Below are 23,874 nucleotides of genomic sequence, written 5' to 3' on the forward strand. Positions count from 1 at the left end.
ATTTGGCGTTTCTCTCACTTCACCGTAAATTTGCAATCGATATGGACAAGAACACATCTATTATATATAATAAAAAAGCCGCCTTCGTCACACTGGGCTGCAAACTCAACTACGCTGAAACCTCCACGCTGCGCGATCGTCTTGCCGCAAGAGGGTGCGTGGCGGTCGAAGAAGACGAACGTGCCGACATCTGCATTGTCAATACTTGCAGCGTCACGGGCGAAGCCGACGCCAAATGCCGACACGCCATACACCGCCTGCACCGCCTGCACCCCGATGCCTTCATTGCCGTAATGGGATGCTACGCCCAACTGTCGGGACAGCACATTGCCCAAATGGAGGGCGTGGATCTTGTGGTCGGACAGGAGTCGAAAGGGCGCATCATCGAGCTGATCGAAGAACACATGGAGGCCAAGCACTTGGGCGTTCGTCCCGATTCGGAGTCGCACGGCGGCGTGTTCTACACCACGCCGCTCAAAGACATCCGCACCTTCGTGCCCTCTTGCTCGCGCGGCGATCGCACACGCTACTTTCTGAAAGTGCAAGACGGCTGCAATTACTTTTGCACCTATTGCACGATCCCGGCCGCAAGAGGACGCTCGCGCAATGCCACCGTCGCCGACATCGTGCGACAGGCAGAAGAGGCGGCGGCCAATGGGGGGAAAGAGATCGTGCTGACGGGCGTGAACATCGGAGATTTCGGTCGGTCTACGGGAGAAAACTTCTTTCAGCTCATTCGCGCGCTCGACGAGGTGAAGGGCATCGACCGCTACCGCATTTCGAGCATCGAACCCAATCTGCTGACCGATGAGATTATCGAGTTTTGCGCCGACAGCCGGGCCTTCATGCCCCACTTCCACCTGCCGCTGCAAAGCGGAAGCGACGCCGTGTTGAAACTGATGCGCCGCCACTACGACACCGCACTCTTCCGCGCGAAAATCGAAAAAATCAAACAAGTCACCCCCGATGCCTTCATCGGCGTGGACGTCATTGTGGGCACTCGCGGCGAGCGCGACGAATATTTCGAGGAAGCCTACGAGTTCATCCGTTCGCTCGACATCTCGCAGCTGCATGTGTTCAGCTATTCCGAACGCCCCGGCACCAAAGCCCTCGAAATCCCCTACGTCGTGACACCCGCCGCCAAGCGCGAACGCAGCCGTCGTTTGCTCGAACTCTCGGAAGAGAAGCGCAAGGCGCACTACCGCGCTTTCATCGGGGAGCAACGCCCTGTTCTTTGGGAGCACGCACGAGAGGGAAAACCCTTGCTCGGCTGGACGGATAACTACATTCGCGTCGAAGCCCACGCCGACACCCGCTTCACTCCCGACGCCATAGAAACGGGCGTATTGAGCGGATTTGCCGAACACCAAGACGCCCTCATTGCCACAGGTCTCAATCCGCCTCTATGATAGCCGTAGTTATTCTCAACTGGAACGGAGCCGATATGCTCCGCCGTTTCCTCCCCTCCGTGGTGGCACACACTGCCCCCTTGGGCGAAGTGATCGTGGCCGACAATGGTTCGACCGACAGCTCGATCGATCTGCTCCAAACCCACTTTCCCGACGTCCGCATTGTGCGTTGGAAAGAAAATCTCGGATTTGCCGAAGGCTACAACGAGGCCTTTCGACGTATCGAGAGCGAAACGCCTCATCGCCATGACCTCTATCTCCTGCTCAACAGCGACGTGCGCGTAACCCCCGACTGGCTCTCGCCCCTGCGTAACTACATGGACACCCACCCCGACGTAGCCGCGGCGCAGCCCAAACTCTTGGCCGAGTGGGCGCACGACACTTTTGAATATGCCGGGGCGGCAGGAGGCTTTCTCGACCGCGACGGCTACCCCTTCTGCCGCGGACGGCTTTTCAACGTCGTCGAACCCGACAACGGCCAATACGACAGCGCGACATCACTCTTTTGGGCTACCGGTGCCGCCTTGCTCATTCGCGCCGACGACTGGCATGCCGTGGGAGGTTTGGACGGACGCTTCTTTGCCCACAACGAAGAAATTGATCTCTGTTGGCGACTGCGTGCACGTGGTCGGAAAATCGTTTGCGTTCCCCAAAGCGTCGTCTTTCACGTTGGGGGGGGGACATTGCCCAAAGACAACCCGCGAAAAACCTACCTCAACTTCCGCAATAACCTCACGATGCTCCACAAAAACCTGCCCGAAACGGAATATCGCAGCGTGATGTTTCGCCGCGCCCTGCTCGATGCCGTTGCCCTGCTCAAATTTGCGCTGAGCGGCGATTTCGCCAATGCCCGTGCCGTTTGGCGCGGCGTGCGCGATTTCAGAAAATGTCGACACAACTTCGACGCCGACCGCCGACACAATCTTGCCCAAACCGTGCTCCTACACATTCCCGAACGCACCGACAAGAGCTTGTTGTGGGCGTTTTTCTTTCGCCGGCAGAAAACGTTCTCTCAATTTCTCTCGTCGCCCTCCTCTTCCTCCTCTTTCTAATCTCTATATGGCCGCTCTCTATCTCATCCCCGTCACCCTCGGCGACACCCCGATCGACAAGGTGCTCCCTTCACACAATCGCGACATCATTCTCTCTATTCGCCACTTCATCGTCGAAGAAATTCGCACCGCGCGACGCTTCCTCAAAGCCGTAGAACGGAGCATAGACATCAACGCCCTCACCTTCTATGAAATGGGCAAACATGCCGATGCGGCGCGATTTTCGCAGTTTCTTGCCCCCTTGCGGCGCGGTGAGAGCGTGGGAGTGATCAGCGAAGCCGGCTGTCCGGCCGTGGCCGACCCCGGTGCCGACATCGTCGCCATTGCCCAGCGCGAGGGTTTGTCGGTGGTGCCGCTCGTCGGCCCGTCGAGCATCTTGCTTTCGGTGATGGCATCGGGGCTCAACGGACAAAGCTTTGCCTTTCACGGCTATCTGCCCATCGACGCCGCTGAGCGCGTCAAACGTCTCCGACAACTTGAAGCGCGCGCCATGACCGAAAAGCAGACGCAGCTTTTCATCGAAACACCCTATCGCAACGCACGTCTTTTTGCCGACATCCTCTCCGCTTGTGCGCCCAAAACACGCTTGTGCGTAGCGGCAGGACTGACGACCGAAGCGGAATTCATCCGCACCCGAACACTCAAAGAATGGAAACAGTGCGGACTGCCCGACCTGGGAAAAACACCGGCTATCTTTCTCATCGGCTGACGCCTCACCTCTCTACATTGCTTTGCCACAAATTTAATATAATGGCCAAGACTGATCGCTACCCAAGGTTTCAAGACTAATTTGTTGGATTTTGGACTTGTTCGACAATTTTATGACTTTACTATAAACCGACTATCCGGTAAAAATGTGTACTTTTGCTCATGTTACCGGCGTTTTTTATTACACAAGCAAAGTGGCAATAAGATTCTGCAAGAGGGTTTCAGCCTTATTTGTGATAATATAAAACTTTACCGGACAGCAATATTTTCTTTTATAGCTGTTCGGTAATCTCTGCGTTTTGTGGACTTCTGAATCTTCTCGAAGAAACTTTGAATGGACAAAGAAAAATATTGTCTGACAAAATGACAGAATATGCTTGTCCTAATAGAGTTGGCAAAGACTTTGCATCGAAAATAAACAGAACTTCCGAACGTGTCATTGCCTGAGAAAATACTGCGTATGTTTTTTAGACAACTGGCATAGGGGAAAACTCGGATAAATATAATCACAACAGATAAACACATTACATTATGAACATCAAACCTCTTGCTGATCGCGTGCTGATTCAGCCCGCAGCTGCCGAAGAAAAGACCGTTGGCGGTATTATTATTCCTGATACCGCAAAGGAGAAGCCTTTGCAAGGCCTTGTTGTTGCAGTGGGAAATGGCACCAAAGATGAAGAAATGGTACTTAAAGTTTCAGACAAGGTGCTCTATGGAAAGTATTCCGGTACGGAAGTAGAGCTTGATGGTGAAAAATATCTCATCATGCGTCAAAGTGACGTCTTGGCGATACTGGCTTAATAAAGCTCCGCTTATTTTCTCCTTATATAATATTGAAACAAAGGCATGAAGATATGCCGCAATCATAATAATAGCAATCATGGCAAAAGAAATTAAATATGATGTAGATGCTCGCGAACTCCTTCGTAAAGGAGCCGATGCATTGGCAAATGCAGTGAAAGTGACACTCGGCCCCAAAGGTCGCAATGTGGTTATCGAAAAGAAATTCGGTGCTCCCCGTATTACCAAAGACGGTGTGAGCGTAGCCAAAGAAATTGAACTTGAAAATGCTTTTGAAAATGCCGGAGCACAGCTCGTGAAGAGTGTGGCTTCCAAAACGGGCGACGATGCCGGTGACGGTACGACAACCGCCACGGTTCTCACGCAGGCCATTCTGACCGAAGGAATGAAAAACGTGGCCGCAGGTGCAAATCCTCTCGATTTGAAGCGCGGTATCGACAAGGCCGTATCTGCCGTGGTTGATAGCATCAAGGCACAGGCCGAGCAGGTGGGAGATAATTATGACAAAATCGAACAAGTGGCCACCATCTCTGCCAATAACGACAGTGAAATCGGTAAACTGATTGCAGATGGAATGCGTGCCGTTTCCGTAAATGGCGTAATTACCATTGAAGATGCCAAAGGCCGCGACACGGTCTTGAAGACTGTTGAAGGTATGCAGTTTGATCGTGGTTATCTTTCGGCTTATTTCGTGACGGATGCGGAGAAGATGCAGTGTGAAATGGAGAATCCTTACATTCTCATTTACGACAAGAAAATCTCCAATCTGAAAGATTTCCTCCCTATTCTCGAACCTGCCGTGCAAAGCGGCCATCCGCTTCTCGTGATTGCGGAAGATGTGGATAGTGAAGCACTCACGACGCTTGTGGTCAATCGTCTGCGTACGCAACTCAAAATCTGCGCAGTCAAAGCTCCCGGATTTGGTGACCGCCGTAAAGCCATGCTCGAAGACATTGCCGTGCTTACCGGTGGTGTTGTGATCAGCGAAGAAAAAGGTTTGAAACTTGAACAAGCCACACTCGAAATGCTTGGATCTGCCGAAAAAGTTAGTGTGTCGAAAGACAATACCACTATCGTGAATGGTGCAGGAGAAAGCCAAACCATTGCCGAACGCGTACAGCAAATCAAAAACGAAATCGCGCTTTCTACTTCCGACTATGATAAAGAAAAGCTCCAAGAGCGTTTGGGCAAACTTTCCGGCGGAGTTTGCGTGCTTCAAGTCGGTGCTGCCAGCGAAACGGAACAGAAAGAGAAAAAGGATCGTTGCGACGACGCTCTCTGTGCCACTCGTGCTGCCGTTGAAGAAGGTATCGTGACGGGTGGTGGCGTGGCCTACATTCGCGCACAAGAAGCACTTGAAGGACTCGCAGGTGAAAATGCCGATGAAACGACGGGTATTCAAATCATTCGTCGCGCCATCGAAGAGCCTCTGCGTCAGATCTGTAAGAACGCAGGAGTGGAAGGTGCTGTGATTGTCAATAAGGTACGCGAAGGGAAAGGTAACTTCGGTTATAACGCCAAGAATGAAACTTTTGCGGATCTCCGCGAAGTCGGTGTTGTCGATCCTGCCAAAGTGACACGTGTCGCTCTTGAAAATGCGGCTTCTGTGGCCGGAATGTTCCTTACGACGGAATGTGTCATTTGCGATAAGAAAGAAGACACGCCCGAAATGCCGATGGGTGCTCCCGGAATGGGAGGAATGGGCGGTATGATGTAAGATTTCTTTCTGCGTACTACCGTAGACATTGTTTTAGCTAAAAAGGTGCTTCCTCAAAATTTGGGGATGCACCTTTTTTTGATGAAATGGTATCGCTACTATCTCCTGAAAGTGGGTAAGCTCCATGTTTTACTCCTCGTCGTGAGGATGCGAGCGTGCGTATTGCTCTTTGAGCTCGGCGAGTGTCGTGTGTGTGTAGATAGCGGTGGTGGTCACGCTTTCGTGTCCGAGCAGTTGTCGGATGGCTTCGAGTTGTGCCCCTCCCGATAGCATGGCGGTGGCGAAGCTGTGGCGCAAGACGTGTGGCGACCGTTTCTGTTGTGTCGTCACAGCCGAAAGAGTGGCATTTACCATTTTGCGCAGAGAGGTGTAAGACAGGCGTTGTCCTCTTTTGTTGAGAAACAAGGCCACCTCATCATGAGGGAGGGAGGAATATGTCGCCGCCCGTAGGGAGAGATAGCGATTAAGGGCTTCCGCCAATTCTTTTCCATAGGGAATGATGCGTTGTTTGTTTCCTTTTCCCGTTACCCTTATTGTGTTACTGCTTTCGCGGATGTCTTGCAGATTGAGGGCGAGTAGTTCGGCAGCTCTGATGCCGGTGTGATAGAGCAGCAGCAGGAGTGTTCGATCCCGACAGCCTATATAATCGTCGGAGAAAGGGTAATGTGAAAAAAGAAGATCCATTTCGCTTTCTTTGATGAAAGTCGGCAGTCGTTTGGGCGTTTTGGGATTGCTGACTAAACGTGCCGGATCGACGGAAACTCGCCCTTCGCGCAGTAAGAATTTATAGAACGAACGCAGCGCAGACAAAGATTTATTGACAGTGTTGGGGGCATATCCGTTTTCCATCATCCATGCCACCCAACGTCTTACGCAAAGCGTGTCTACCTCTGTCCATGAGATGTTCGGATTTCGTGCTCTCATGTAGTCTGCGCAGTCGTTGAGGGCGATGCGGTAGGTTTCGTGGGTACGAGGAGAGCATCCGCGTTGCGCGAGCATGTAGTGCAGAAAGTCGTTGATCCAAATGAGCATGGCGTTTTATTGAGGGAAGACGGAAGATAGGGGGGGATGCAGAAAAGAGAGAGAAGGGCGAGAAGGTGAAGAGCGATGACGGTTTTTCTTGATGCGTCAATCTTATTGCGTCGTCGAATGCCTGTACGGGGTGATGATCGGAGGGAGAAGAGATAAAATAATACGCCGCTCTCGAAGAGTTTCGGAGCGGCGTTTTTGGGGTGCAACCGTAGGGTCAGTCTTCGTTGCGGTGAAGAGCCTGAACGTAGATGGCGTGCTCTTTGGCAAGGCGTTTGAGTACGCTGGGCTTGTCGAATTGTTGGCGACGACGGAGCTCTTTTACTACACCGGTCTTTTCAAATTTTCTCTTGAATTTTTTGAGGGCGCGTTCAATGTTTTCGCCTTCCTTAACGGGTACTACAATCATTTTTGTGTGTTGAATTTATTTTTGTTGATTTTTTCTTGCTTTGCAATGTACAAAGGTAAATATTATTTCTCACGCGCAAGGCTTTTGAGAAATAAATTTGATGTAAAAGTGCGTCAATGCACGATTTTTGTCATCTTGATGACAAAAGAACAAGTGTTTGTAGTGTTAAGAATGTTCTAAGTTGGAATGAACCCTCCTTTCTATTGTTTTTGGGGCTTTTCGCCTTATGATTTTCGCTTTTGAGCGATGTTGGTGTCAGAAAAACGGACTCTAAAATTGCGAGATACAACAATTTGGAGTGGGCTGTGTTTATTGCACGATGCGGCGTGCTCCGATGTAGCGGCTGCTGTAATAGGCCTGTTTCGAATCGTCCACTCTGATGCCGGAGGATCGGCTGGCGTGTATGAATTTGAAACTTTGGGTGTGGGGATTGACTTCGGTGACGATGCCCACATGTCCGACGTTTCGGCTTCTTCTCGATCCTCCGAAAAAGACGAGGTCGCCTTTGCGAAGTTGTTTGACGTCGGCCACGGGTTTTCCCTCGTTGAATTGGCTTCTCGACGACCGGGTGAGTTGAATGTTTTGTTGTTTGAACACGTAGCTCGTGAAGCCGCTGCAATCAAAGCCGTTGGGATTGCTCTGCCCGCTGCGGTAGCGTACGCCGATGTATCTGAACGCGGTGGTGAGCAGTTTGTCTATGAGTCGATTGTTCTCCTCAAAGTCAAGTGAGTTTTCGTTTTCTTTTTCTGTTTCCGATGCTTGGATTTTTTCGAAGGCTTTTTTCAGTTGCAGTTCTTCGAGTCGCGGTCGTGTGCGTTCGATGCGTGCTTGCAGCGGAAGTGTGTCCCCCAACAGCGTGGCGTGGTAGTCGGTCACATCTTCCTCATATTTTGCGTGTACGCCATTGTTGTACGATGCAGCCAACCAGCCGGCAAAAGCAAATGTGGCAATGACGAAGATGTGTTTGGGTTTCACGGCAAAGGCTTTAAAGGAAATGAATAAAGATTTCAGAAAACGAAGCAAAGATACATTTTTTTGCCGAATAGGCCAAGTTTCTTGCTCGATTTTCTGAAATCTTCACGATGGTATGTCGTTTTGCTTTTCGTTTTATTGTCGACGGAAGCGAATCGAGTCGTCGTATTGCTCTTGAAGACGCAGCAGTTCTTTTTTCAAGTTTCGGGTGAGTCGCTCGGTGCCGGGTTTTCCGTAGAGGTTGTTCATTTCCTGCGGATCCTCTTTGAGATCATAAAGTTCCCAACTGTCGATGTCGTTGTAGAAGTGGATGAGTTTGTATCTCTCCGTTCTCACGCCATAGTGTCGTTTCACGCTGTGTTCGGCGGGATATTCGTAGAAGTGGTAGTACAGACTTTTTCGCCATTTCTTGGGTTTTTCCCCTTTGAGCAGCGGCAGGAGGGACACTCCCTGAATGTCGGGCGGTATGGGGGTGCCGGCCAGTTCGAGGAAAGTGGGTGCGTAGTCGATGTTTTGCACCATTTGGTTGATGTCGCCTCGTGTTTTGAAGCCTTTGGGCAGCCGCATGAGCAAGGGGGTGGAGAAAGACTCCTCATACATAAATCGTTTGTCGAACCATCCGTGTTCGCCCATATAAAATCCTTGGTCGGAGGTATATACCACGAGGGTGTTGTCGAGCAATCCTTGTTCTTTCAGGTGATCAAGCAGTCGTCCCACGTTGTCGTCGAGCGATTTGAGAACTTTGGCGTAGTCACGCATGTAGCGTTGGAACTTATATTCCGTGAGGGCTCGTCCGCTGAGGTTTTGGCGATAGAAGTCCACGGTGAGCGAGTCGTGGAAGAAATCGTAGACGGCGCGATCTTTCGAGTCGAGTCGTCCGATCATGTTCATGTATCCCTGATTGATGCGTCGTGTGCGGTTGGGGTCATAAATTTTGCAGTCGTAGTCGAGTATCAGATCCTTTCCCACTTCCATGGTTGTGGCTCCTGCTGCCTGCCTTCCTTCGTAGTTGTCATAGAAGTTGGCCGGCAGGGGGAAAGTGGTGTCTTCGTATTCGTGCAGATATTTGAGTTCGGGCAGCCAGTTGCGGTGGCAGGCTTTGTGGTGTACGAAGAGGGCGAAAGGTTTGCTTTTGTCTCTTTGTTCGTCGAGCCATTTAATGGCTTTGTCGGTAACGATGTTGGTGAGGTATCCTTGCACGCGGTAGCGTCCTTTTTCGTTGATGAAGTCGGGGTTGTAGTAATCTCCCTGTCCGGGTAGCACGTCCCAGTGGTCGAAGCCGGTGGGTGTGCTGTGCAGGTGCCATTTCCCGATGATAGACGTTTGGTATCCTGCTTTTTGGAGGAGTTTGGGCATGGTTTGCTGACTGCCGTCAAATATGCCGTGTTCGTTGTTGGTGAACCCGTTTTTGTGAGAGTGTTTTCCCGTGAGCATGCAGGCGCGCGAAGGTCCGCTCAGCGAGTTGGCCACGAACGAACGCGTGAATTTCACTCCATCTGCCGCGATGCGGTCGAGGTTGGGTGTTTTTACGTTTCGAGTGTCGTAGGCCGATAGCATTTGTGCCGTGTGGTCATCGGTCATGATGTAGACGATGTTGTAGCGTTGTTGCGCTGCGGCCAATGCGGGCAGCAGGCAGGCTGCCACGGGGAGTATTTGTTTTCTCATGATGAAGTGTAGGTGTAAAGAAGAGGATTGGCCTTCTTCTCTCCGATCCGTAGAGAGACGAACGGCCAATCCGTTGTGTTTGTCCGATGTTTTATTGTTGCGTCATGGTGTAGACCATATCTACAATCTGTTGTGCCAGAGCGTCGGCTTCTTCCCGCGTGTGTGCTTCGGCATATACGCGGATGATGGGTTCGGTGTTGGATTTGCGCAGATGCACCCATTTGTCGGGAAAGTCGATTTTCACGCCGTCGATGTCGGTCACCTGTTGTTCCTTGTAAATCTCTTTCACCTTTTGAAGAAGCATGAATATGTCGGTTGTGGGATCGAGATCCACGCGGTTTTTCGAGATGAAATATTGGGGCAGGCTGTCGCGCAGTTCGGAAGCTTTGTGTCCGGTTTTGGCGAGGTGTGTCAGAATGAGGGCAATGCCCACGAGGGCGTCGCGGCCGGAGTGGGCGGCCGGATAGATGACCCCTCCGTTGCCTTCTCCGCCGATTACGGCTCCGGTTTCTTTCATCTTCGTGACCACGTTCACTTCGCCCACGGCGGCCGGAGTGTAGTTGCAACCGTATTTTTCGGTCACATCTCTCAGTCCTCTTGTCGAAGAGAGGTTGCTCACGGTGTTGCCGGGGGTGTTTTGCAACACGTAGTCGGCCACGGCCACGAGTGTGTTTTCTTCGCCAAACATGGTGCCGTCTTCACAGACCAAGGCGAGGCGGTCGGCATCGGGATCGACCACAAAACCGATGTCGTGGCGTCCTTTGCGCATGAGGTTGCGTATTTCGGTGAGGTGTTCTTTGAGCGGTTCGGGGTTGTGGGCAAAGTCGCCGGTGGGTTCGCTGTTGAGCATTGTCACTTGCGTTACTCCGAGCTGTCCGAGCAGTTTGGGAATGATGATGCCTCCCACGGAGTTTACCGCATCGACGGCCACGGAGAAGTGTGCGCGACGAATGGCTTCGATGTCCACGAGTTCGAGCTGTTTGACCATTTCGATGTGGCGTTGGTCATAGCTGTAATTTTGAATGTAGCAGCCCAAATTGTCTACGTCGGCAAATTCATATCCGTCGGAATTGGCGCGGCGCACCACTTCGCTGGCTTCCGCGGGGGGAAGAAACTCTCCTTGTTCGTTGAGAAATTTCAGTGCGTTCCACTGCCGCGGGTTGTGGCTTGCGGTGATGATGATGCCTCCGCAGGCATTTTCCCATTTCACGGCCAGTTCGGTCGTCGGGGTCGATGCCAAACCGATGTTGATCACGTCGAAACCCATGCTCATGAGAGTTCCGCAGACCACTTGGCAGACCATTTCGCCCGAAATGCGGGCATCTCTACCCACCACGATTTTGCGGCGATATTTGCGGCTCACCACATTTTCGCGCAAGCTTGCATAAGCTGCCACAGACTTGGCGATGTCCACAGGGTTGAGGGTGTCGCCGATGCGGCCGCCAATGGTGCCGCGAAAACCGGAAATAGATTTGATAAGGGTCATATTCGGTAAATCGTTAGAAGTTTTTCGGAAAGCTTAAAATGTGGAAAGCAGATAGGCTTGACAGACGACCGATTTCCAGCAACAAAAGTACGAAATTTTCGGTATATCTTCCATTTTTCTTGTTGCTTTTTTGAAAAAGAAGTTGAAATCAAGATCGGGCAGAAGCGGTAGGCGACCGAACCGACGGAGGAAGGGCATCGCCGTTTGGCAGATTGTGCTTCCTCGCGGCTCCTGCGTTTGGCTTGCCCGACGGTGTTGATTTCCCCCTGTTTTTTTGTTTTTTCCGTTTTGCTTCCGCTAAATCTTCTATCTTGCTGATATACTGTGTTTTGTTTGCGAAGGCAAAGTGAAGGTAAACTGGTTGTGGAATTTTTAATTATCTGAAAATCAGATTGCTGATAGCGGAGGCAAAAACTCTTTTTCCTTTCACTTGCTTCCGCCAAGCGGCGCGTGAAATCTCCTTCTTATGGCGAAGTGAAGGCAAAAAAACGAGTTAAAAGGGTGTATTTCAGTGTTTTGGAAATCCTTTTTTCATTTTGCCTTCACTTGCCTTCGCTAAAAACGGACTGATATTCAGGTGTTTGTCTCGTTTGGTGAAGGCAGTGAAAGCAAAATGCAATGATAAGGGAAACGCGCGCGTGCGCGCGTAAAAGAGATCAGAGGGAGTTTCTGCGGCGGAAAGATTTCACTACCTCCCATGTAGAACGAACGGGCTCTGAGGTAGAATTTTCCGCCTCAGAGGTAGTTGCGGCCGGTTGTGCGTCAAAGAGCGGTGCTGCCCCTTACGACTGCGGCGGCAGGCTTTTGAGGGCTTCGACCATGCAGGCCTGCACGTCGAAGCCCCGCTCGGCGGCATAGGCTTCAATGATGACGGCGAGCATGTCGGGGGTGAGGGGCAGCCGCTCGAAATTGCGGCTGCCGGTGGCGAGATCCACCGTTCGGCGGCGGAGGCGGTTGAGATCCACCAAATCGACCGTGATGCGGCCGTCGGCATCGCGTCCGAGGAGTATGTTGCCGCGCGAGTAGTCGGTGTGGATCCAACCGTTTTCGTGGAGTCGGGCGGTGATGCGACCGATGGCGCGGAGATAGTCGTCGCGGTCGGGCAGGTTGCCTTCGTAGAGCTGCATGTAGGAAATGGGGCAGGCGGAGCGCAGGGAGGCGTAGTAGCTGAGCGAAAAGAGGAGGCCGCGGCGCAGCGTAACGAAACCGATCGGGGCAGGGCTATCGATGCCGATGGCGCGAAGCATTTCGGCGTAGCGATAGGAGCGTTCGGCTTTCGAGGAACGGAGGAGTCCGTAGGCGATGCGGTTGATGAGATTGGGCAGTTTGAACTCTTTGACGACGATGTCGAGTCCGTGGGTGTGAAAAGCTCTGATTTCGTTTCGGTTTTTGAAAATGACCGTGCCGTCTTTGGCGGCGAAACGTGTGGGGAGGGTTTTCACGAAGTCGGAAAGTTCCGCGTGGTCGGGGTGTACGACGACGCGGCGTGGCGACAAGATGCGCGAGAGGCGGTTGATGAGTTTCGACCACGACCGCTGCATGCGCAACTTTCCGCCCAATTCGCGCTCGAAAAATTCGGGGTGGCGGCGGTTGAGCGTAGCGATGACGTGGCGTTTGAGCCGGCGGTCGGCGATGCGTTTGGAACGCTGCCGAACGCGGTAGTGGAGCAGGATGTCGGGCAAACGAACGACTTCGCCGCCGTCTTTGAGCATCGAAATCCAAAATTCCCAATCCTCGCGGGCGATGATCGTTTCGCAGTAGCCGCCGATGCGCTCCCATTCTTCGCGGCGATACATGGCGCAGGTGTCCATGATGTTGCGGCGGGCAAGGCGACGGAGCGAGAAAGGGGGGAGTTTCCACTCGCCGGTGCGTTCGCCGAAGAAATCGGCTCTCGGTGCAACGACTTTCACCTCGGGGCTGGCGTCTAATATGGCGACGGCCTGCTCCACGAATTGAGGTTCGATGAGGTTGTCGGCATCCACGGGCAGTATGTATCGTCCGGCGGCGTGAGCGATGGCATGGTTTCGCGCCCGGCAAACGCCTTGGTTTTCTTGGTGCAACACCTTGACGCGAGGGTCGCGCTCTGCAAAGTCGAGGGCGATGTGGCGCGAGCGATCGGTCGATCCGTCGTCGATGACGATCACTTCGAGTGGGGCGTAGGTCGTGGCGAGGACGGAGTTCAAGGTTTCGGCCAAAAAGGCTTCGGCGTTGTAGACGGGAATGACGACCGAAACCGGCGTGTTCGTCGAGTTGTTCGTCGTGGGGGGCGTGGTGTTCGTCGTGGCGGAGTCGGGATCGGAAATCATATTTTGTCGAAGCCTTTTGTCCATTTCCGCCAATAGTATTTCAGCGGATGGGTGTATTTGAGTTGTTTCCACGGACGGCTGCCGTGCGGTCGGTGGTACACGGTGAGATTGGCAAAGAGGTAGTTGTGCAGTCCTGCGGCGAGGCTCTCGTGCGAAATGGTGACGTCAAACCAGTTTTTGTCGTCGTCGAGCTGCTCGAAGTCGAAGGCCTTCAAAAGGGTGGGGGTGAGGAGGGAGCAGCAGAAAGAGCAGTGTTTGCGGGTGTCGACGATGTGACCGCCCCACCGTTTGGCGTAGAGGTAGGGATAGTTGATGCGCTCGTCGGCATCGACGGTGACGGCGGCGGCAATACCGCAGTCGGGGCGCGAGAGGGCACCGTCGAAGAGAGATTGGAGCGTGTCGGGCTTGACGGTGACGTCGCTTTCCACGATGAGCAAGCCGGCGTCGGCGGCCAATGCCTCTTTTTGGCATCGGCGAAGCACGAGCAGGTAGTTGGGCGAGGGGTGGTCGGTGAGGTCGGCAAGATCGATAACTTTCACGCCCAACGCTTCGGCTTCACGATGGAGTCGTTCGGTGTTTTCCGGTGTGGAGAAGTCATTGTAGGCGGTGTAGACGAAAGGGACGTCGAGGCGTGAGGCGACAACGGCTTTCATCGTTTCGACAGTGCTGTCGATGCTGTCTTTTACGGGGGTGATGATGTGCAGGCTTTTCATGGGCGGAACGAAAGATAGGGGGTTATCGAATGCCTTTTTGCGATTTGTATTCACGCAGGCGTTCCATGAATTTGGCATCTTTCTTGTTGCCGGGACGAGGGGTGAAGTTGAGCTTTTCGGGCATTCGGACGGCTCGGTCGATGAGGTGCGGAATGTCGTGCTCGCCCTTGACGATGTCGATGCCGTCGTAGAGGGCGTGAGTGTTGGCGTCGTAGGTGTTCATGCGCAGGGTGTCGCCGCTGATGTCGATGCGCTGGTAGTATTGCGAGCCGCAGCCGTAGCGGTCGAAACGCGGATTGAACTCAAAGCGGTAGTGCTTCGGCGAGCAGTGGCTGACGGTGTAGATCGGGGGCACGGGGCGACGGCCGTCGTGTGCGGTCTTTCGAGCATAGGCGTGTTCGTGTCCTTGCAATACGAGGTCGACGTTGTCGCGAATGAGATCGCCGAAAACGAGCCGTTGCATGAGGTTGTTGGACGACGACTTGACGGAGTGGATGGGGTGGTGGAGCACGACGATGTTCCAACGTGCCGTGCTGCGTGCCAACTCTTGTTTGAGCCACTGCTGCTGGGTGATGAGAAAGGGAAGTTCGCGGTTGGAGTCGAGGAGGTAGAACTGCGCGTCGCGATAGGTGAGGGTGTAGACTTGGTTTTCGCCCACCATAGCGTCGAGAAAGTAGGAGAAAACCAACGAGAAGCGGCGTTCGAGCTTGCGGATGGGATATTTCAGATATTCGTGATTACCCGTCACGGCAAGGATCGGCAGGCTTTGTGCGACAGAGTCGATACCTCGAAAGGCTTCGCTCCAATAGGCGTCGGTGGGGCGTTCGATGAGATCCCCGCCGAGCACGACAAACTCCGCGGCGGCGTGTCGGCCGACGGCCTCTGAGAACAATCGGTGGGTCTGACCGCCGATGCTGTCTTGTACGTCGCCGAAGAAAAGGAAGGAGAAATTCTTGTTGCTCTGTCGCGTGGTGGAGAAATCGTACCATTGCGAGGCACGGCCGTCGGTGACGACGCGATAGCGGTAGTCCGTTCCGTCGATCAGGTTGTCCAAACGGGCAACGTAGTAGGCGGCTTTTCCGCTGCGCGAAGCAAAGATTTCCCCCTTGGCGGCGATGCGGAGTGTGTCGAAGCCTTGTTTTTCGGTGAGTTCCACATGAGCGGGGAGGAGCACCGAGTCGCACTGCCAACTGATGTTGCGGGAGAGCTCGCCGGAGTTGCCGAAGGTCAGCAGCACGCGGCCGGGAGTGGGCAGAGGGGCGTAGGGATCTTCGGGCGGATTTCCAAACCATGCGCCCCAACGAACATAGGTGAGGACGGAAAGGCCGATGAGCACGACGGCCACCGACGAAAGGGTGATTTTCTTGCGTGTTGTCATGATGTTTGTGCTGTGAGGTGGTCGCCGTTCATGCGTTCCATGTAAGACTGTATGATTGCTTTGAGCCGCTGTTCCATATCGGCTTGACGAGGCATTTTGCCTTTGAGGTTTTTGCGTCCGAGCGGATCGGTCACGAAATTGTGTACGGCGGTGGTGTGCCTGCCGTCGAAAAAGAGAATGTGACTTCCTTGGATGAAGAAATAGAGGCCGTTGGCGTAGCCCACGCTCCAAGTGTCTTCGTCGCGAGTGCGTGAGAGATCGCTGCCGAAGGCCACGTAGGGTTTGTCGTAGCCCAAGAAGCCGAGCAGGGTGGGCATGATGTCGATTTGTTTGGCGATGCCGTTGCGAACGCCCGGACGAATGAGCTCGCCCGAAGGGTCGTAGAACAGAATGGGCACGCTATACAAGCCCGGCACGGAGCGATATTCGTCGTGCGAGGGGTGGTTGGTGTGGTCGGCGGTGATGACGAAGAGCGTGTTGCGATACCACGAGCAGCGGCTCGCCGTTTCAAAGAATTTGCGCAACGACATGTCTGTGTATCTCACGCACTTGTGGAGCGGATGTCCGCCCTCTTCGGGGAAGGAGGCTTGATAGCGTTCGGGCACGACAAAGGGATGGTGGGAGGAGGCGGTGAACAGCGACGTCATGAACGGCTCTTTGAACTCCGACATCTTCAAGGCGTAGAATTGCAAAAACTCTTCGTCCCAAATCGACCAAGTGCCGTCGAAATCCTTATCGCCTCCGAAACGCCGATCGGCATTGTATTCGGTGCGGCCGTAGTATGCTTTGAAACCGGTTGTTCGTGCAAACGATTGGAATCCCATGGAGCCGTTGTCGGCACCGTGGAAGAAGGCCGTGTGGTAGCCTTTGGTGTTCAGCTCTCCGGCCAAACCGCTGATTTTGTTGAGGGCAGCCGAGGTGACAAAGAACGGCTCGACAAACATCGGGATCGACGAGAGCACGGAGGGCATGCCATCGATGCTTTTGCGGCCGGTGGCGAAGGTGTGGCGGAAGGTGAGGCAATGGCGCGAGAGGGAGTCGAGAAACGGGGTGTAGCCTTTGTAGCTGCCGCCGTCGAGATGACCGTTGAACGCGCCGAGATATTCCTTGCCCATGCTTTCAACGATCAGCACGACCACGTTCTTGCGGTGCATCTCGCCGCCTACGGTCGGCCGGTGGAGCGGCGAATAGAGTTTGTCGAGCGTGGCGCGGTCGAAGTAGTGTGGTGTGACAAAGGGTTTCTTGTCAATGGTGCGGATAATGGCAAACGGCGTGTTGAGAATCAAGTTGGCTTCCATCGGCCGATTGACGTATTGATTGGCGTTGCTCAGTGTGATAGGGCGCACACTGGTGGCATATCCGCCGCGCATGCCGCAAACGCTCACGAAAGCATAGGCGGCGAGCACGACGGTGTGCGTCAGGTAGTATCGCCATTTGGGAGCGAGGTCTTCCATGCGGTTGCGCGGTTGCACATAGACGCGCCAAAGCAGCCAGATGAGGCCGATGCCCAACACGAGCAGATACCAATGTGCCACGAACTCGGTGAGCATGATCTTTCCCAAGTTGCTGCCCTCGTGGCTGAACTCCCGAAAAGCCGTGACGGTGGTGCGGCGGCCGGTGTATTTCACATAGACCGCATCCGAAAGATTGAGCACGACGCAAAGGCCGTTCATCGCGACAAACAGCCACTTCGTGAACCGTTGCCAGCCCGCCCGCTCTTTGTGGTGGAACGGAAAAAGCATGAAAAGGGCGTAGAGCGCGTTGGTGTAGAAAATGGCCGATGCGTTGAACAGAAAAGTGCCTTCTGCCACGTCTTTCAAGCGCAGCGCGTCGAGATGAGGCGCATAGACCGACCAGTTTTCGAGCAGAAAGGCCGCCCGGCAGATTTCGTAGACGATGTAGACGGTGATGAAGTTGATCAACACCGCCACAGGCGATGCCCACAAGCCGGAGCGCAAATAGAGATGTTTCATGATCGTGAGGAGCTTTCGATGCCGTTGTTGTCGCTTTGTGCCTGTATGCAACTGCCGGTTCGGCATTCGCAGGGCATGGGGCGCAGCATGAAGTTGTGTTTTTTCAACTTGCAAAGATAAGCAATCCTCACCATAACGTCGGCTTTTCGGGCAATATTAAATGCCTCTTGGCCACACATCGCCTTTGTTCTTGCTTTTTCTTTTATGTTCAATGCCGTGTAGTTTCTTTTTTTCTTACCTTTGCAACCTAACCCAACAACCGAACAAATTTCTTTTTGCTCCGAATTTTTATGAAAACAACTCGTATGCTTCTTGCGCTTTCGGTCGGCCTCTTTTTCGGCTGGAAAGGAATGGCTGCCGCCCCGGCGGCTGACGGAACGCCGTCTGCCGAAACATTCGTCTGTCAACGCGACGGCAGTCTGACTGTGATCCCCGACAGTCTTATCGTGCGTCGCGACACCATTGTCGGGCAAGTGCGTTTCCATCTTGCTCCTCCGTCGGCCAATGCGGCCAACACCGCGCTGATCAAGAGTTTTGCGCAAAACAGCATCGTGTCGGTCACGAAAACTCGTCCGGCCGACATGGACTTCCCCGCGTTTACTTCGTTCAAAATCAACAATAAATACAACGGCAACGTCTTCACCGACGCCCTCGGCACGATTGCTGCCGACCACAGCACGATTGCGCTCACCGTTCCAGCCATAGACAGAACGCTGATCCCCTCGTTCAAATTTTCCGATGCCGACGACGCTCGCCATGCTCGTGCTTATGTCGATGGCGTGGCGCAGGTGAGCAAGGTGAGCCTTGTCGATTTCCGTCGCCCCGTGGTCTATACGCTCGCCTATCCCCGGCAGGAGCGTATTGTGTGTCATGTTTCTGAAACCACCGAAGAACCGGGAGGAGAAGAAACCGCCGTTGCCATTCCGCTCAGAGCCGAGAAACTTTCGTCCAACTACCCCTCGGTGGTGGAATCCGAAGGTCTTGCGGGTTTGATCGACGGCGACATGAATACCATTTATCACAGCTACTGGAATACCGGCGGTCAGCCCGTGGACGAAAGTATCGTGACCTACGTGGACATCGCTTTGCCCGAGCCTCTGAAAACTTTTCAGATCGGCTACGTCACCCGCACCAACACGTCGCACAACATGCCTTCCGTCGTGACCCTTTTGGTCAGCAACGACGGTGAAACGTGGAGAGAAGTCAAAACGCTGACTTCCGCCGACGGCATACCCCAATCGGGTGCTTCGCAAACCTTCCGTTCCGGCACGCTCGAAACCGACTCTCCTTTCACTCATCTACGTTTTCGCTGTGACAAGAGCACGCGCCGAAACTATCTCTGTTTGGCCGAACTCAATGTCTATCGGGTGACCAAGAAAAAGCCCGTTCCCAAAGCTGCCGAGGTGAAATGGGGTACCGAGCCTTACGGTCGCCGTACCACCGTCAATGTCGTTTTTCCCTCGCAGGCAGCTACTCGTGTGCCGCGCATCGACATCACTCTGCACGACAACGTTACCTTGTTTGACGTGCATGCTTTCAAGGATATTTATCGCCGCGCCACGATCAAAATCGACGGTGTCGGCATGTGGCCGGATTTGGAGAGCGATGGTTTTATGAAAGGTCGTGGCAACAGCACTTGGGGAATGCTCAAAAAGCCCTATCGCATCAAGTTTGAAAAGAAGCAAAAACCTTTCGGGCTGACCAAAGGGAAGAGTTGGGTGCTGTTGGCCAATGCGCTCCCTGTCCGCTCCGAAGCCCACGGCGGACACGCACACCTCAATAACGCCATCGCCATGAAAGCCGCACAGCTCGTCGGCACCGTCTATCCCAACCACATCATTCCCGTCGATCTCTATGTCAATGAGGAATATGTCGGGGCATACAACTTCACCGAGCAAATCGGAATTTCCAACAACAGCGTAGATCTGTACAGCGACTCCACGAGTGTGCTTTTTGAATTGGATACTTACGATGGAACAAGTCTTTTCGACAGCAGTTTCACACTCCCCATCTCCTACAAAGATCCCGACCAGGAAGACTACGAGGAGGATTTCGGAGCGGAAGCCTATCAGAATTTCAAACAGGCGTCCGAGGCTCATTTCAACGATCTCACTTCCGCCATCAAGAGCAACCTCGGTTTTGAGGAAAAAATAGACATCCGTTCTTATGCCACCTATCTTTTTGTCAATGATCTCATCGGTAATCTCGAATTTCGACATCCCAAAAGCACTTTTGTGCATTGCACCAATGTGTTCGACAAAGATTCGGTTTGGTCTTTCGGTCCCATTTGGGACTGCGATTGGGCGTACGGCTACGAGAGAAATTACAATTTTGCCGTCAGCAGTCCCGAGTTTGACATCTTCGATGTTCATGGACCGAACAAGAGCGGAAAGACGTTTTTCAAAAGTATCTTCGACAATTCCGAAAAGGTGCGTGCTGCCTACTACAATGTTTGGTATCGTTTCATGAACTCCGGCGGACTCGATGCTCTCATCGCTTTCATTGACGACTATCGGGCGTTTGTCGCCCCCTCTTTGAAGGCCGACTATGTCTTGTGGTCGGAAAAAGACAACAACTACTTCTATAACGGAACGGACAACTACACCGCTTTGGGAGATCGCTTCAAATCGTGGTTGCGCCGTCGTGCCGAATACGTCTTTTCGCATCTCGAACCCTACCCCGTTGAAGACCCGACCGCCATAGACCGTGCCCCCATTGTCGATCCGCGCATCGATGCCGAAGCCGCTCGTGCCGAAGCATCCTCTCTTGCGCCGCGTCAGACAAAGGGTATCTACAATCTTTACGGAGTGCGTCTTAATGTGCCGCGCCGATCACTGCCGGCAGGGCTCTACATCATCGACGGACGAAAGGTGGTTGTCAGATAAACTCCCAATCGGAAAACCAACCCGAAAATTTGGAACACTCGAAACTTTGCCGTACATTTGCAGCAACATAACATACAAAGGCGTTGCCCGATCGTCGTGACGATGATCGGTGCAACACTTCCCTTAAAGGGTGGAGCGGGCGTATGGGCTGCGACAGCCGGCCGCCGACACCCCCGACATAACATCATAACATAACAACAATTTAAATTCTTATCATTATGGCTTACGTAATCAGCGAAGACTGCATTGCCTGCGGCACTTGCATCGACGAATGCCCCACTTCTTCCATTAGCGAGGGCGAAATCTACTCTATCGACTCAGAAACCTGCATCGACTGCGGTGCATGCTCCGATGTTTGCCCCACGGGCGTCATCTCTCCCCTTTGATTTTTAGAATTTATCAACCCATTCGACCGCGTCGGAGCCTTTGGCTTTCGGCGCGGTCGCTCTTTTTCTCCTTCTCGCACCCTTGTTTCGTTGCCGTAAGGCGGTTGCAAAAACGTGGAAGCGGCAAGATGAACACGTAGGTCTGTTTGATCGAAAAAAGCGGAAAGTTTTTTAGAGGCGCGGCGGTTTCGCCGTGTCTTTTCGCTTTCGGGAGGTGTAGTGATGTGGAAGTGTGACGCGTGTCGATACCGATCGGGGAATATGTCGTTGCGGTTCGTTCTCCGAAAAAAACTGTCGGTTGTCGCGATGAAGACGAACGCAGATTTCCATTCGTCGATGAAACCGCTGTTTTCTGCCGATTTTCCACCCTGTTTTTTTATTTTTGCCGTTTTGCTTCCGCTAAATCGGTTATCTGATTGATTTTCTGCGTGTTTCTTGCGAAGGCAAATGAAGGCAACGCTTTTTTTGAAATCGTAATTAATTGGAAGTCAGTATTTGTACGGTGAAGGCAAAATGCTCCTTTCCTTCCGCTTGCTTTCACCGACCATGGACAAAAAATGGGGTTTGAAGGCGCAGTGAAGGCAAAAAACAGCTCCAACCCTCTCATTTTCAAGTATAAGCAATCCTTCTTTTCGTTTTGCCTTCACTTGCCTTCACCTGAAAGTTATTGTAAATCAATTTGTTGATCGGTTTTGCGAAGGCAGCGGAAGCAAAAACATGATGAATAGGTAACGCGCGCGCGTACGCGCGAGAGAAAATTTGTGTTCATCCTCCCCCATGCGTCAGTCGTCTTCCGGTCTGATGTGGTTTTGTCTACCTCCGAGTTAGAATTTTCTACATCCAATGCAGAACTCACGCCGCAGGCTTCGGACGCCGGTTGATCGACCCGTGTTTTTTGAATCGAAATCTTGGGGAAATCATGCTCGGACTTGTCGATTGCAAGAAATGTAAATATCGCCTGCGATTTTGTTTTGTCGCAATGAAGTGTCAGTATGAGTTTGCAAATAGAGTTTCTCATTCTTAAAAAACGCGTTTTTCTGCCTGTTTTGTTTGTTTAGAAATATCAAAGCTGCTACCTTTGCATCAGTAAAAGGATATTAGCCCGGTATAAAGATTTAAGGATAACAACGCTGCCGAGTGCGGCAAAATAGGGTTAAAATGATTAAGGATAACAGACTGCCGTGAGGCAGACGTTAAAAGTGAAAGAAGGCTCGGACAAAGAGTCGAGCCGGAATGATTAACTCGTTTAACGAACGCTGATGTCAGCCGGAAGGAAGAGCGAAAGCCTCTTTCCCGACGGCGGCAAGCGTATCAAAAAACAAAACACATGAAAGAGAAAAAAACTATTGACGAACTGTTGTATCGCATTGCCCGATACCGTTCGATGGGCAACGGCACCATGTGCCAAATGCTCAACAGCCAACTTCGTGCAATCAGCGCACAAACGAAGTGAGACGAAGATTTTCCGAAACGCCGAATCTTACGGGAAGAAAGCGAATGTAGGAAAACTTCATGGTTTGACCATCAAACTTATTTGAAATAAACACCTTCGGGTGAAATGCTCTTGCAAGGAGTGTTTCACCCGATTTTTTGCATCCGTGGCGGAGTGTTTTGTTTTTTGCGTCGTAAATTTGTTTTTTATTGAAAAACGGTTGCGATATTGAAATTAAAATGTATTTTTGCGGTTGTAATTCACTCTTTATGGTTTTTGATTATGACTCTTACCATCAGCGACGTTTTTAATGAGGCTTGGGATCTCACCAAGCGACATGGTTTGACTTTTGCCGTGTTTTTCTTTTTGTTGGCTGTCCTTTTCAATGGATTGCTCTTGGGCACGATGCCCGGTGGGTATTGGCAGGCCGTTTTCGATAATGATGTGGCAGGCATCAGGAATTATTCCGATAGAGAATATTGGCCGAATATCGTTTTTTATGTTTTGCAACTTTTTGTGTATGTGGGAGTTGTTGTTGCTATGCTCAATTTGGCACGCGGCGGGAAAACCGGGCTGAGTTGGCGTTCTTACAAACTTCCGCTTTCCACCTATTTGAATTATATCGGCTATTCGCTTCTCTCGGCAATACTGGTGTTGGTCGGAATACTGTTTTTGATTATCCCCGGCATCTATCTCGCGGTGCGACTTGCTTTCGGATCAATTTATATTCTCGATCATCCCGATGCCGACATCAAAGAGGCTTTTCGTTTCTCGTGGAGAGCAACGGAAGGTAAGGAGTTTACTTTGTTGGGCTTGGGAATAGTTTCCGGCTTTGTCGCCGCGTTGGGTCTGTTGCTTTGCTGCATCGGTGTGTACTACACGATAGTCATTTCACAATTTGCTTTGGTCGTTACTTATTTGTGGCTTCTCGACAATAACTCTCTCAAATCGGAGAAAGTCTTCTATTCGTCTTATTCTCAGACTCAAACCACATCTCAATCCGCGGAAGCTCCGCGTCGGGAGGCCGCCGATCAGCCACAACCGGCCGAACAATCCGCTTCGCCGAAGGCAGAAGGCAATTCGGGATCTTCACATCAAAACGTTTCTTCCGGCTACGACCGAACCAAATATTGATGGACAATCGCAAGAAACGACATATTTTGCTCCCCGTTGCCGTACTGGTGGCGGGGAGTCTGTATTATTTGTACGACCCGGAATTGGGGGCGTGGTTTCCGCAGTGTCATCTTCGCACATGGACGGGATATTCCTGCCCAACGTGTGGAGCGCAGAGGGCGTTGCACGATTTGTTGCATGGACATGTTGCCGAGGCGGTTGCTCACAATTTGCTGCTGCCCGTGGCCGTGGTTTTGCTGTTGCTCTATGTCGGCAGCGGCCGTTGGGAACGGTTGGCTCCGTTGAGAAAGATGCTGCAATCGCGAGTGGCTTTGGTGCTTTATGGCGTTTGTGTGTTGCTTTGGTGGGTGCTGAGAAATATTTTGAGGATATAAAATATTTTGAAGCGATAAAAAAGAATACTCGAAAGATTTGGA

General features: G+C 52.3%; 21 protein-coding genes. 10 read left to right on the forward strand and 11 right to left on the reverse strand.

All coding sequences use genetic code 11. From position 1 onward, the window contains the following. The first annotated feature begins 41 nt into the window (after window positions 1–41). The 5 genes from mtaB to groL all read left to right on the forward strand — a co-directional run bounded on the left by mtaB (window position 42) and on the right by groL (window position 5,690). Window positions 42–1,409 (forward strand): tRNA (N(6)-L-threonylcarbamoyladenosine(37)-C(2))-methylthiotransferase MtaB, encoded by a 1,368-nt coding sequence (mtaB, locus tag EII14_RS03675; protein WP_124931211.1) that lies wholly within the window; start codon window positions 42–44, stop codon window positions 1,407–1,409. Beyond that, window positions 1,406–2,461, forward strand: coding sequence for a glycosyltransferase family 2 protein (locus tag EII14_RS03680; protein ID WP_124931212.1), 1,056 nt, complete (start codon window positions 1,406–1,408; stop codon window positions 2,459–2,461). Before mtaB ends, EII14_RS03680 begins: the two co-directional genes overlap by 4 nt. A 7-nt stretch (window positions 2,462–2,468) precedes the next feature. Next, the gene (locus EII14_RS03685) at window positions 2,469–3,170 is read left to right on the forward strand and encodes an SAM-dependent methyltransferase (RefSeq protein WP_124931213.1); all 702 of its coding nucleotides are present in this window, start codon (window positions 2,469–2,471) and stop codon (window positions 3,168–3,170) included. Window positions 3,171–3,700: 530 nt separating this feature from the next. Further along, entirely contained in the window at window positions 3,701–3,973 is a 273-nt protein-coding gene (locus EII14_RS03690; RefSeq protein ID WP_124931214.1) for a co-chaperone GroES, read from the forward strand. Between the two features lie 79 nt (window positions 3,974–4,052). After that, a complete protein-coding gene (gene groL / locus EII14_RS03695; protein WP_124931215.1) occupies window positions 4,053–5,690 on the forward strand; it encodes a chaperonin GroEL in 1,638 nt (545 codons plus the stop codon). A gap of 129 nt (window positions 5,691–5,819) precedes the next feature. Here groL and EII14_RS03700 read toward each other — a convergent pair whose 3' ends face one another. The 10 genes from EII14_RS03700 to EII14_RS03745 form a co-directional block, all read right to left on the reverse strand. After that, the gene (locus tag EII14_RS03700) at window positions 5,820–6,722 is read right to left on the reverse strand and encodes a tyrosine-type recombinase/integrase (protein ID WP_124931216.1); all 903 of its coding nucleotides are present in this window, start codon (window positions 6,720–6,722) and stop codon (window positions 5,820–5,822) included. 214 nt (window positions 6,723–6,936) lie between these two features. Continuing rightward, window positions 6,937–7,128: a 30S ribosomal protein S21 gene (gene rpsU / locus EII14_RS03705; protein ID WP_124931217.1), complete on the reverse strand. Its 192-nt coding sequence runs from the start codon at window positions 7,126–7,128 to the stop codon at window positions 6,937–6,939. A 309-nt stretch (window positions 7,129–7,437) separates the two neighbouring features. Then, a complete protein-coding gene (locus tag EII14_RS03710; RefSeq protein ID WP_233569360.1) occupies window positions 7,438–8,103 on the reverse strand; it encodes a C40 family peptidase in 666 nt (221 codons plus the stop codon). Window positions 8,104–8,235: 132 nt separating this feature from the next. Continuing rightward, a complete protein-coding gene (locus tag EII14_RS03715; RefSeq protein ID WP_124931218.1) occupies window positions 8,236–9,765 on the reverse strand; it encodes a sulfatase in 1,530 nt (509 codons plus the stop codon). A 91-nt stretch (window positions 9,766–9,856) separates the two neighbouring features. Continuing rightward, on the reverse strand, window positions 9,857–11,251 hold the full coding sequence (gene glmM, locus EII14_RS03720) for a phosphoglucosamine mutase (protein WP_124931219.1): 1,395 nt from the start codon (window positions 11,249–11,251) through the stop codon (window positions 9,857–9,859). Between the two features lie 782 nt (window positions 11,252–12,033). Further along, window positions 12,034–13,557, reverse strand: coding sequence for a glycosyltransferase (locus EII14_RS03725; protein WP_124931220.1), 1,524 nt, complete (start codon window positions 13,555–13,557; stop codon window positions 12,034–12,036). Next, window positions 13,554–14,270, reverse strand: coding sequence for a glycosyltransferase family 2 protein (locus tag EII14_RS03730; protein ID WP_124931221.1), 717 nt, complete (start codon window positions 14,268–14,270; stop codon window positions 13,554–13,556). The genes EII14_RS03725 and EII14_RS03730 overlap by 4 nt, the downstream gene beginning before the upstream one ends. Before the next feature lie 22 nt (window positions 14,271–14,292). Beyond that, window positions 14,293–15,648: a metallophosphoesterase family protein gene (locus tag EII14_RS03735; protein ID WP_124931222.1), complete on the reverse strand. Its 1,356-nt coding sequence runs from the start codon at window positions 15,646–15,648 to the stop codon at window positions 14,293–14,295. Next, a complete protein-coding gene (locus EII14_RS03740; RefSeq protein WP_124931223.1) occupies window positions 15,645–17,621 on the reverse strand; it encodes an LTA synthase family protein in 1,977 nt (658 codons plus the stop codon). The genes EII14_RS03735 and EII14_RS03740 overlap by 4 nt, the downstream gene beginning before the upstream one ends. Continuing rightward, window positions 17,618–17,800 carry a hypothetical protein gene (locus EII14_RS03745; protein WP_124931224.1) on the reverse strand — a complete coding sequence of 61 codons (183 nt, stop codon included), beginning with the start codon at window positions 17,798–17,800 and terminating at the stop codon, window positions 17,618–17,620. The genes EII14_RS03740 and EII14_RS03745 overlap by 4 nt, the downstream gene beginning before the upstream one ends. 111 nt (window positions 17,801–17,911) lie before the next feature. Here EII14_RS03745 and EII14_RS03750 point away from each other — a divergent pair, with 111 nt between their 5' ends. Both EII14_RS03750 and EII14_RS03755 read left to right on the forward strand, forming a co-directional pair. Further along, on the forward strand, window positions 17,912–20,506 hold the full coding sequence (locus EII14_RS03750; RefSeq protein ID WP_124931225.1) for a CotH kinase family protein: 2,595 nt from the start codon (window positions 17,912–17,914) through the stop codon (window positions 20,504–20,506). Between the two features lie 218 nt (window positions 20,507–20,724). Beyond that, a complete protein-coding gene (locus EII14_RS03755; RefSeq protein ID WP_124931226.1) occupies window positions 20,725–20,892 on the forward strand; it encodes a DUF362 domain-containing protein in 168 nt (55 codons plus the stop codon). 171 nt (window positions 20,893–21,063) lie between these two features. On the opposite strand, the gene EII14_RS09285 is transcribed toward EII14_RS03755, so the two are convergent. Beyond that, the gene (locus tag EII14_RS09285) at window positions 21,064–21,222 is read right to left on the reverse strand and encodes a hypothetical protein (RefSeq protein WP_158608312.1); all 159 of its coding nucleotides are present in this window, start codon (window positions 21,220–21,222) and stop codon (window positions 21,064–21,066) included. Window positions 21,223–22,219: 997 nt separating this feature from the next. On the opposite strand from EII14_RS09285, the gene EII14_RS09580 reads away from it, so the two are divergent. From EII14_RS09580 to EII14_RS03765, 3 genes are all read left to right on the forward strand, one after another. After that, window positions 22,220–22,345 carry a hypothetical protein gene (locus EII14_RS09580; protein ID WP_255422090.1) on the forward strand — a complete coding sequence of 42 codons (126 nt, stop codon included), beginning with the start codon at window positions 22,220–22,222 and terminating at the stop codon, window positions 22,343–22,345. Between the two features lie 261 nt (window positions 22,346–22,606). Then, a complete protein-coding gene (locus EII14_RS03760; protein ID WP_124931227.1) occupies window positions 22,607–23,458 on the forward strand; it encodes a hypothetical protein in 852 nt (283 codons plus the stop codon). Then, the gene (locus EII14_RS03765) at window positions 23,458–23,832 is read left to right on the forward strand and encodes a DUF2752 domain-containing protein (RefSeq protein ID WP_124931228.1); all 375 of its coding nucleotides are present in this window, start codon (window positions 23,458–23,460) and stop codon (window positions 23,830–23,832) included. The genes EII14_RS03760 and EII14_RS03765 overlap by 1 nt, the downstream gene beginning before the upstream one ends. Window positions 23,833–23,874 lie beyond the last annotated feature (42 nt).

Source organism: Alloprevotella sp. OH1205_COT-284 (genome assembly GCF_003859795.1).
GTDB lineage: Bacteria > Bacteroidota > Bacteroidia > Bacteroidales > Bacteroidaceae > Alloprevotella.

Bases quoted from the DNA above. Each gene is read 5' to 3' on its own strand.
- mtaB (WP_124931211.1), top strand. From the start codon at position 42: ATGGACAAGAACACATCTATTATATATAATAAAAAAGCCGCCTTCGTC.
- EII14_RS03680 (WP_124931212.1), top strand. From the start codon at position 1,406: ATGATAGCCGTAGTTATTCTCAACTGGAACGGAGCCGATATGCTCCGC.
- EII14_RS03685 (WP_124931213.1), top strand. From the start codon at position 2,469: ATGGCCGCTCTCTATCTCATCCCCGTCACCCTCGGCGACACCCCGATC.
- EII14_RS03690 (WP_124931214.1), top strand. From the start codon at position 3,701: ATGAACATCAAACCTCTTGCTGATCGCGTGCTGATTCAGCCCGCAGCT.
- groL (WP_124931215.1), top strand. From the start codon at position 4,053: ATGGCAAAAGAAATTAAATATGATGTAGATGCTCGCGAACTCCTTCGT.
- EII14_RS03700 (WP_124931216.1), bottom strand. From the start codon at position 6,722: ATGCTCATTTGGATCAACGACTTTCTGCACTACATGCTCGCGCAACGC.
- rpsU (WP_124931217.1), bottom strand. From the start codon at position 7,128: ATGATTGTAGTACCCGTTAAGGAAGGCGAAAACATTGAACGCGCCCTC.
- EII14_RS03715 (WP_124931218.1), bottom strand. From the start codon at position 9,765: ATGAGAAAACAAATACTCCCCGTGGCAGCCTGCCTGCTGCCCGCATTG.
- glmM (WP_124931219.1), bottom strand. From the start codon at position 11,251: ATGACCCTTATCAAATCTATTTCCGGTTTTCGCGGCACCATTGGCGGC.
- EII14_RS03725 (WP_124931220.1), bottom strand. From the start codon at position 13,557: ATGATTTCCGATCCCGACTCCGCCACGACGAACACCACGCCCCCCACG.
- EII14_RS03730 (WP_124931221.1), bottom strand. From the start codon at position 14,270: ATGAAAAGCCTGCACATCATCACCCCCGTAAAAGACAGCATCGACAGC.
- EII14_RS03735 (WP_124931222.1), bottom strand. From the start codon at position 15,648: ATGACAACACGCAAGAAAATCACCCTTTCGTCGGTGGCCGTCGTGCTC.
- EII14_RS03740 (WP_124931223.1), bottom strand. From the start codon at position 17,621: ATGAAACATCTCTATTTGCGCTCCGGCTTGTGGGCATCGCCTGTGGCG.
- EII14_RS03745 (WP_124931224.1), bottom strand. From the start codon at position 17,800: ATGTGTGGCCAAGAGGCATTTAATATTGCCCGAAAAGCCGACGTTATG.
- EII14_RS03750 (WP_124931225.1), top strand. From the start codon at position 17,912: ATGAAAACAACTCGTATGCTTCTTGCGCTTTCGGTCGGCCTCTTTTTC.
- EII14_RS03755 (WP_124931226.1), top strand. From the start codon at position 20,725: ATGGCTTACGTAATCAGCGAAGACTGCATTGCCTGCGGCACTTGCATC.
- EII14_RS09285 (WP_158608312.1), bottom strand. From the start codon at position 21,222: ATGGAAATCTGCGTTCGTCTTCATCGCGACAACCGACAGTTTTTTTCG.
- EII14_RS09580 (WP_255422090.1), top strand. From the start codon at position 22,220: ATGAAAGAGAAAAAAACTATTGACGAACTGTTGTATCGCATTGCCCGA.
- EII14_RS03760 (WP_124931227.1), top strand. From the start codon at position 22,607: ATGACTCTTACCATCAGCGACGTTTTTAATGAGGCTTGGGATCTCACC.
- EII14_RS03765 (WP_124931228.1), top strand. From the start codon at position 23,458: ATGGACAATCGCAAGAAACGACATATTTTGCTCCCCGTTGCCGTACTG.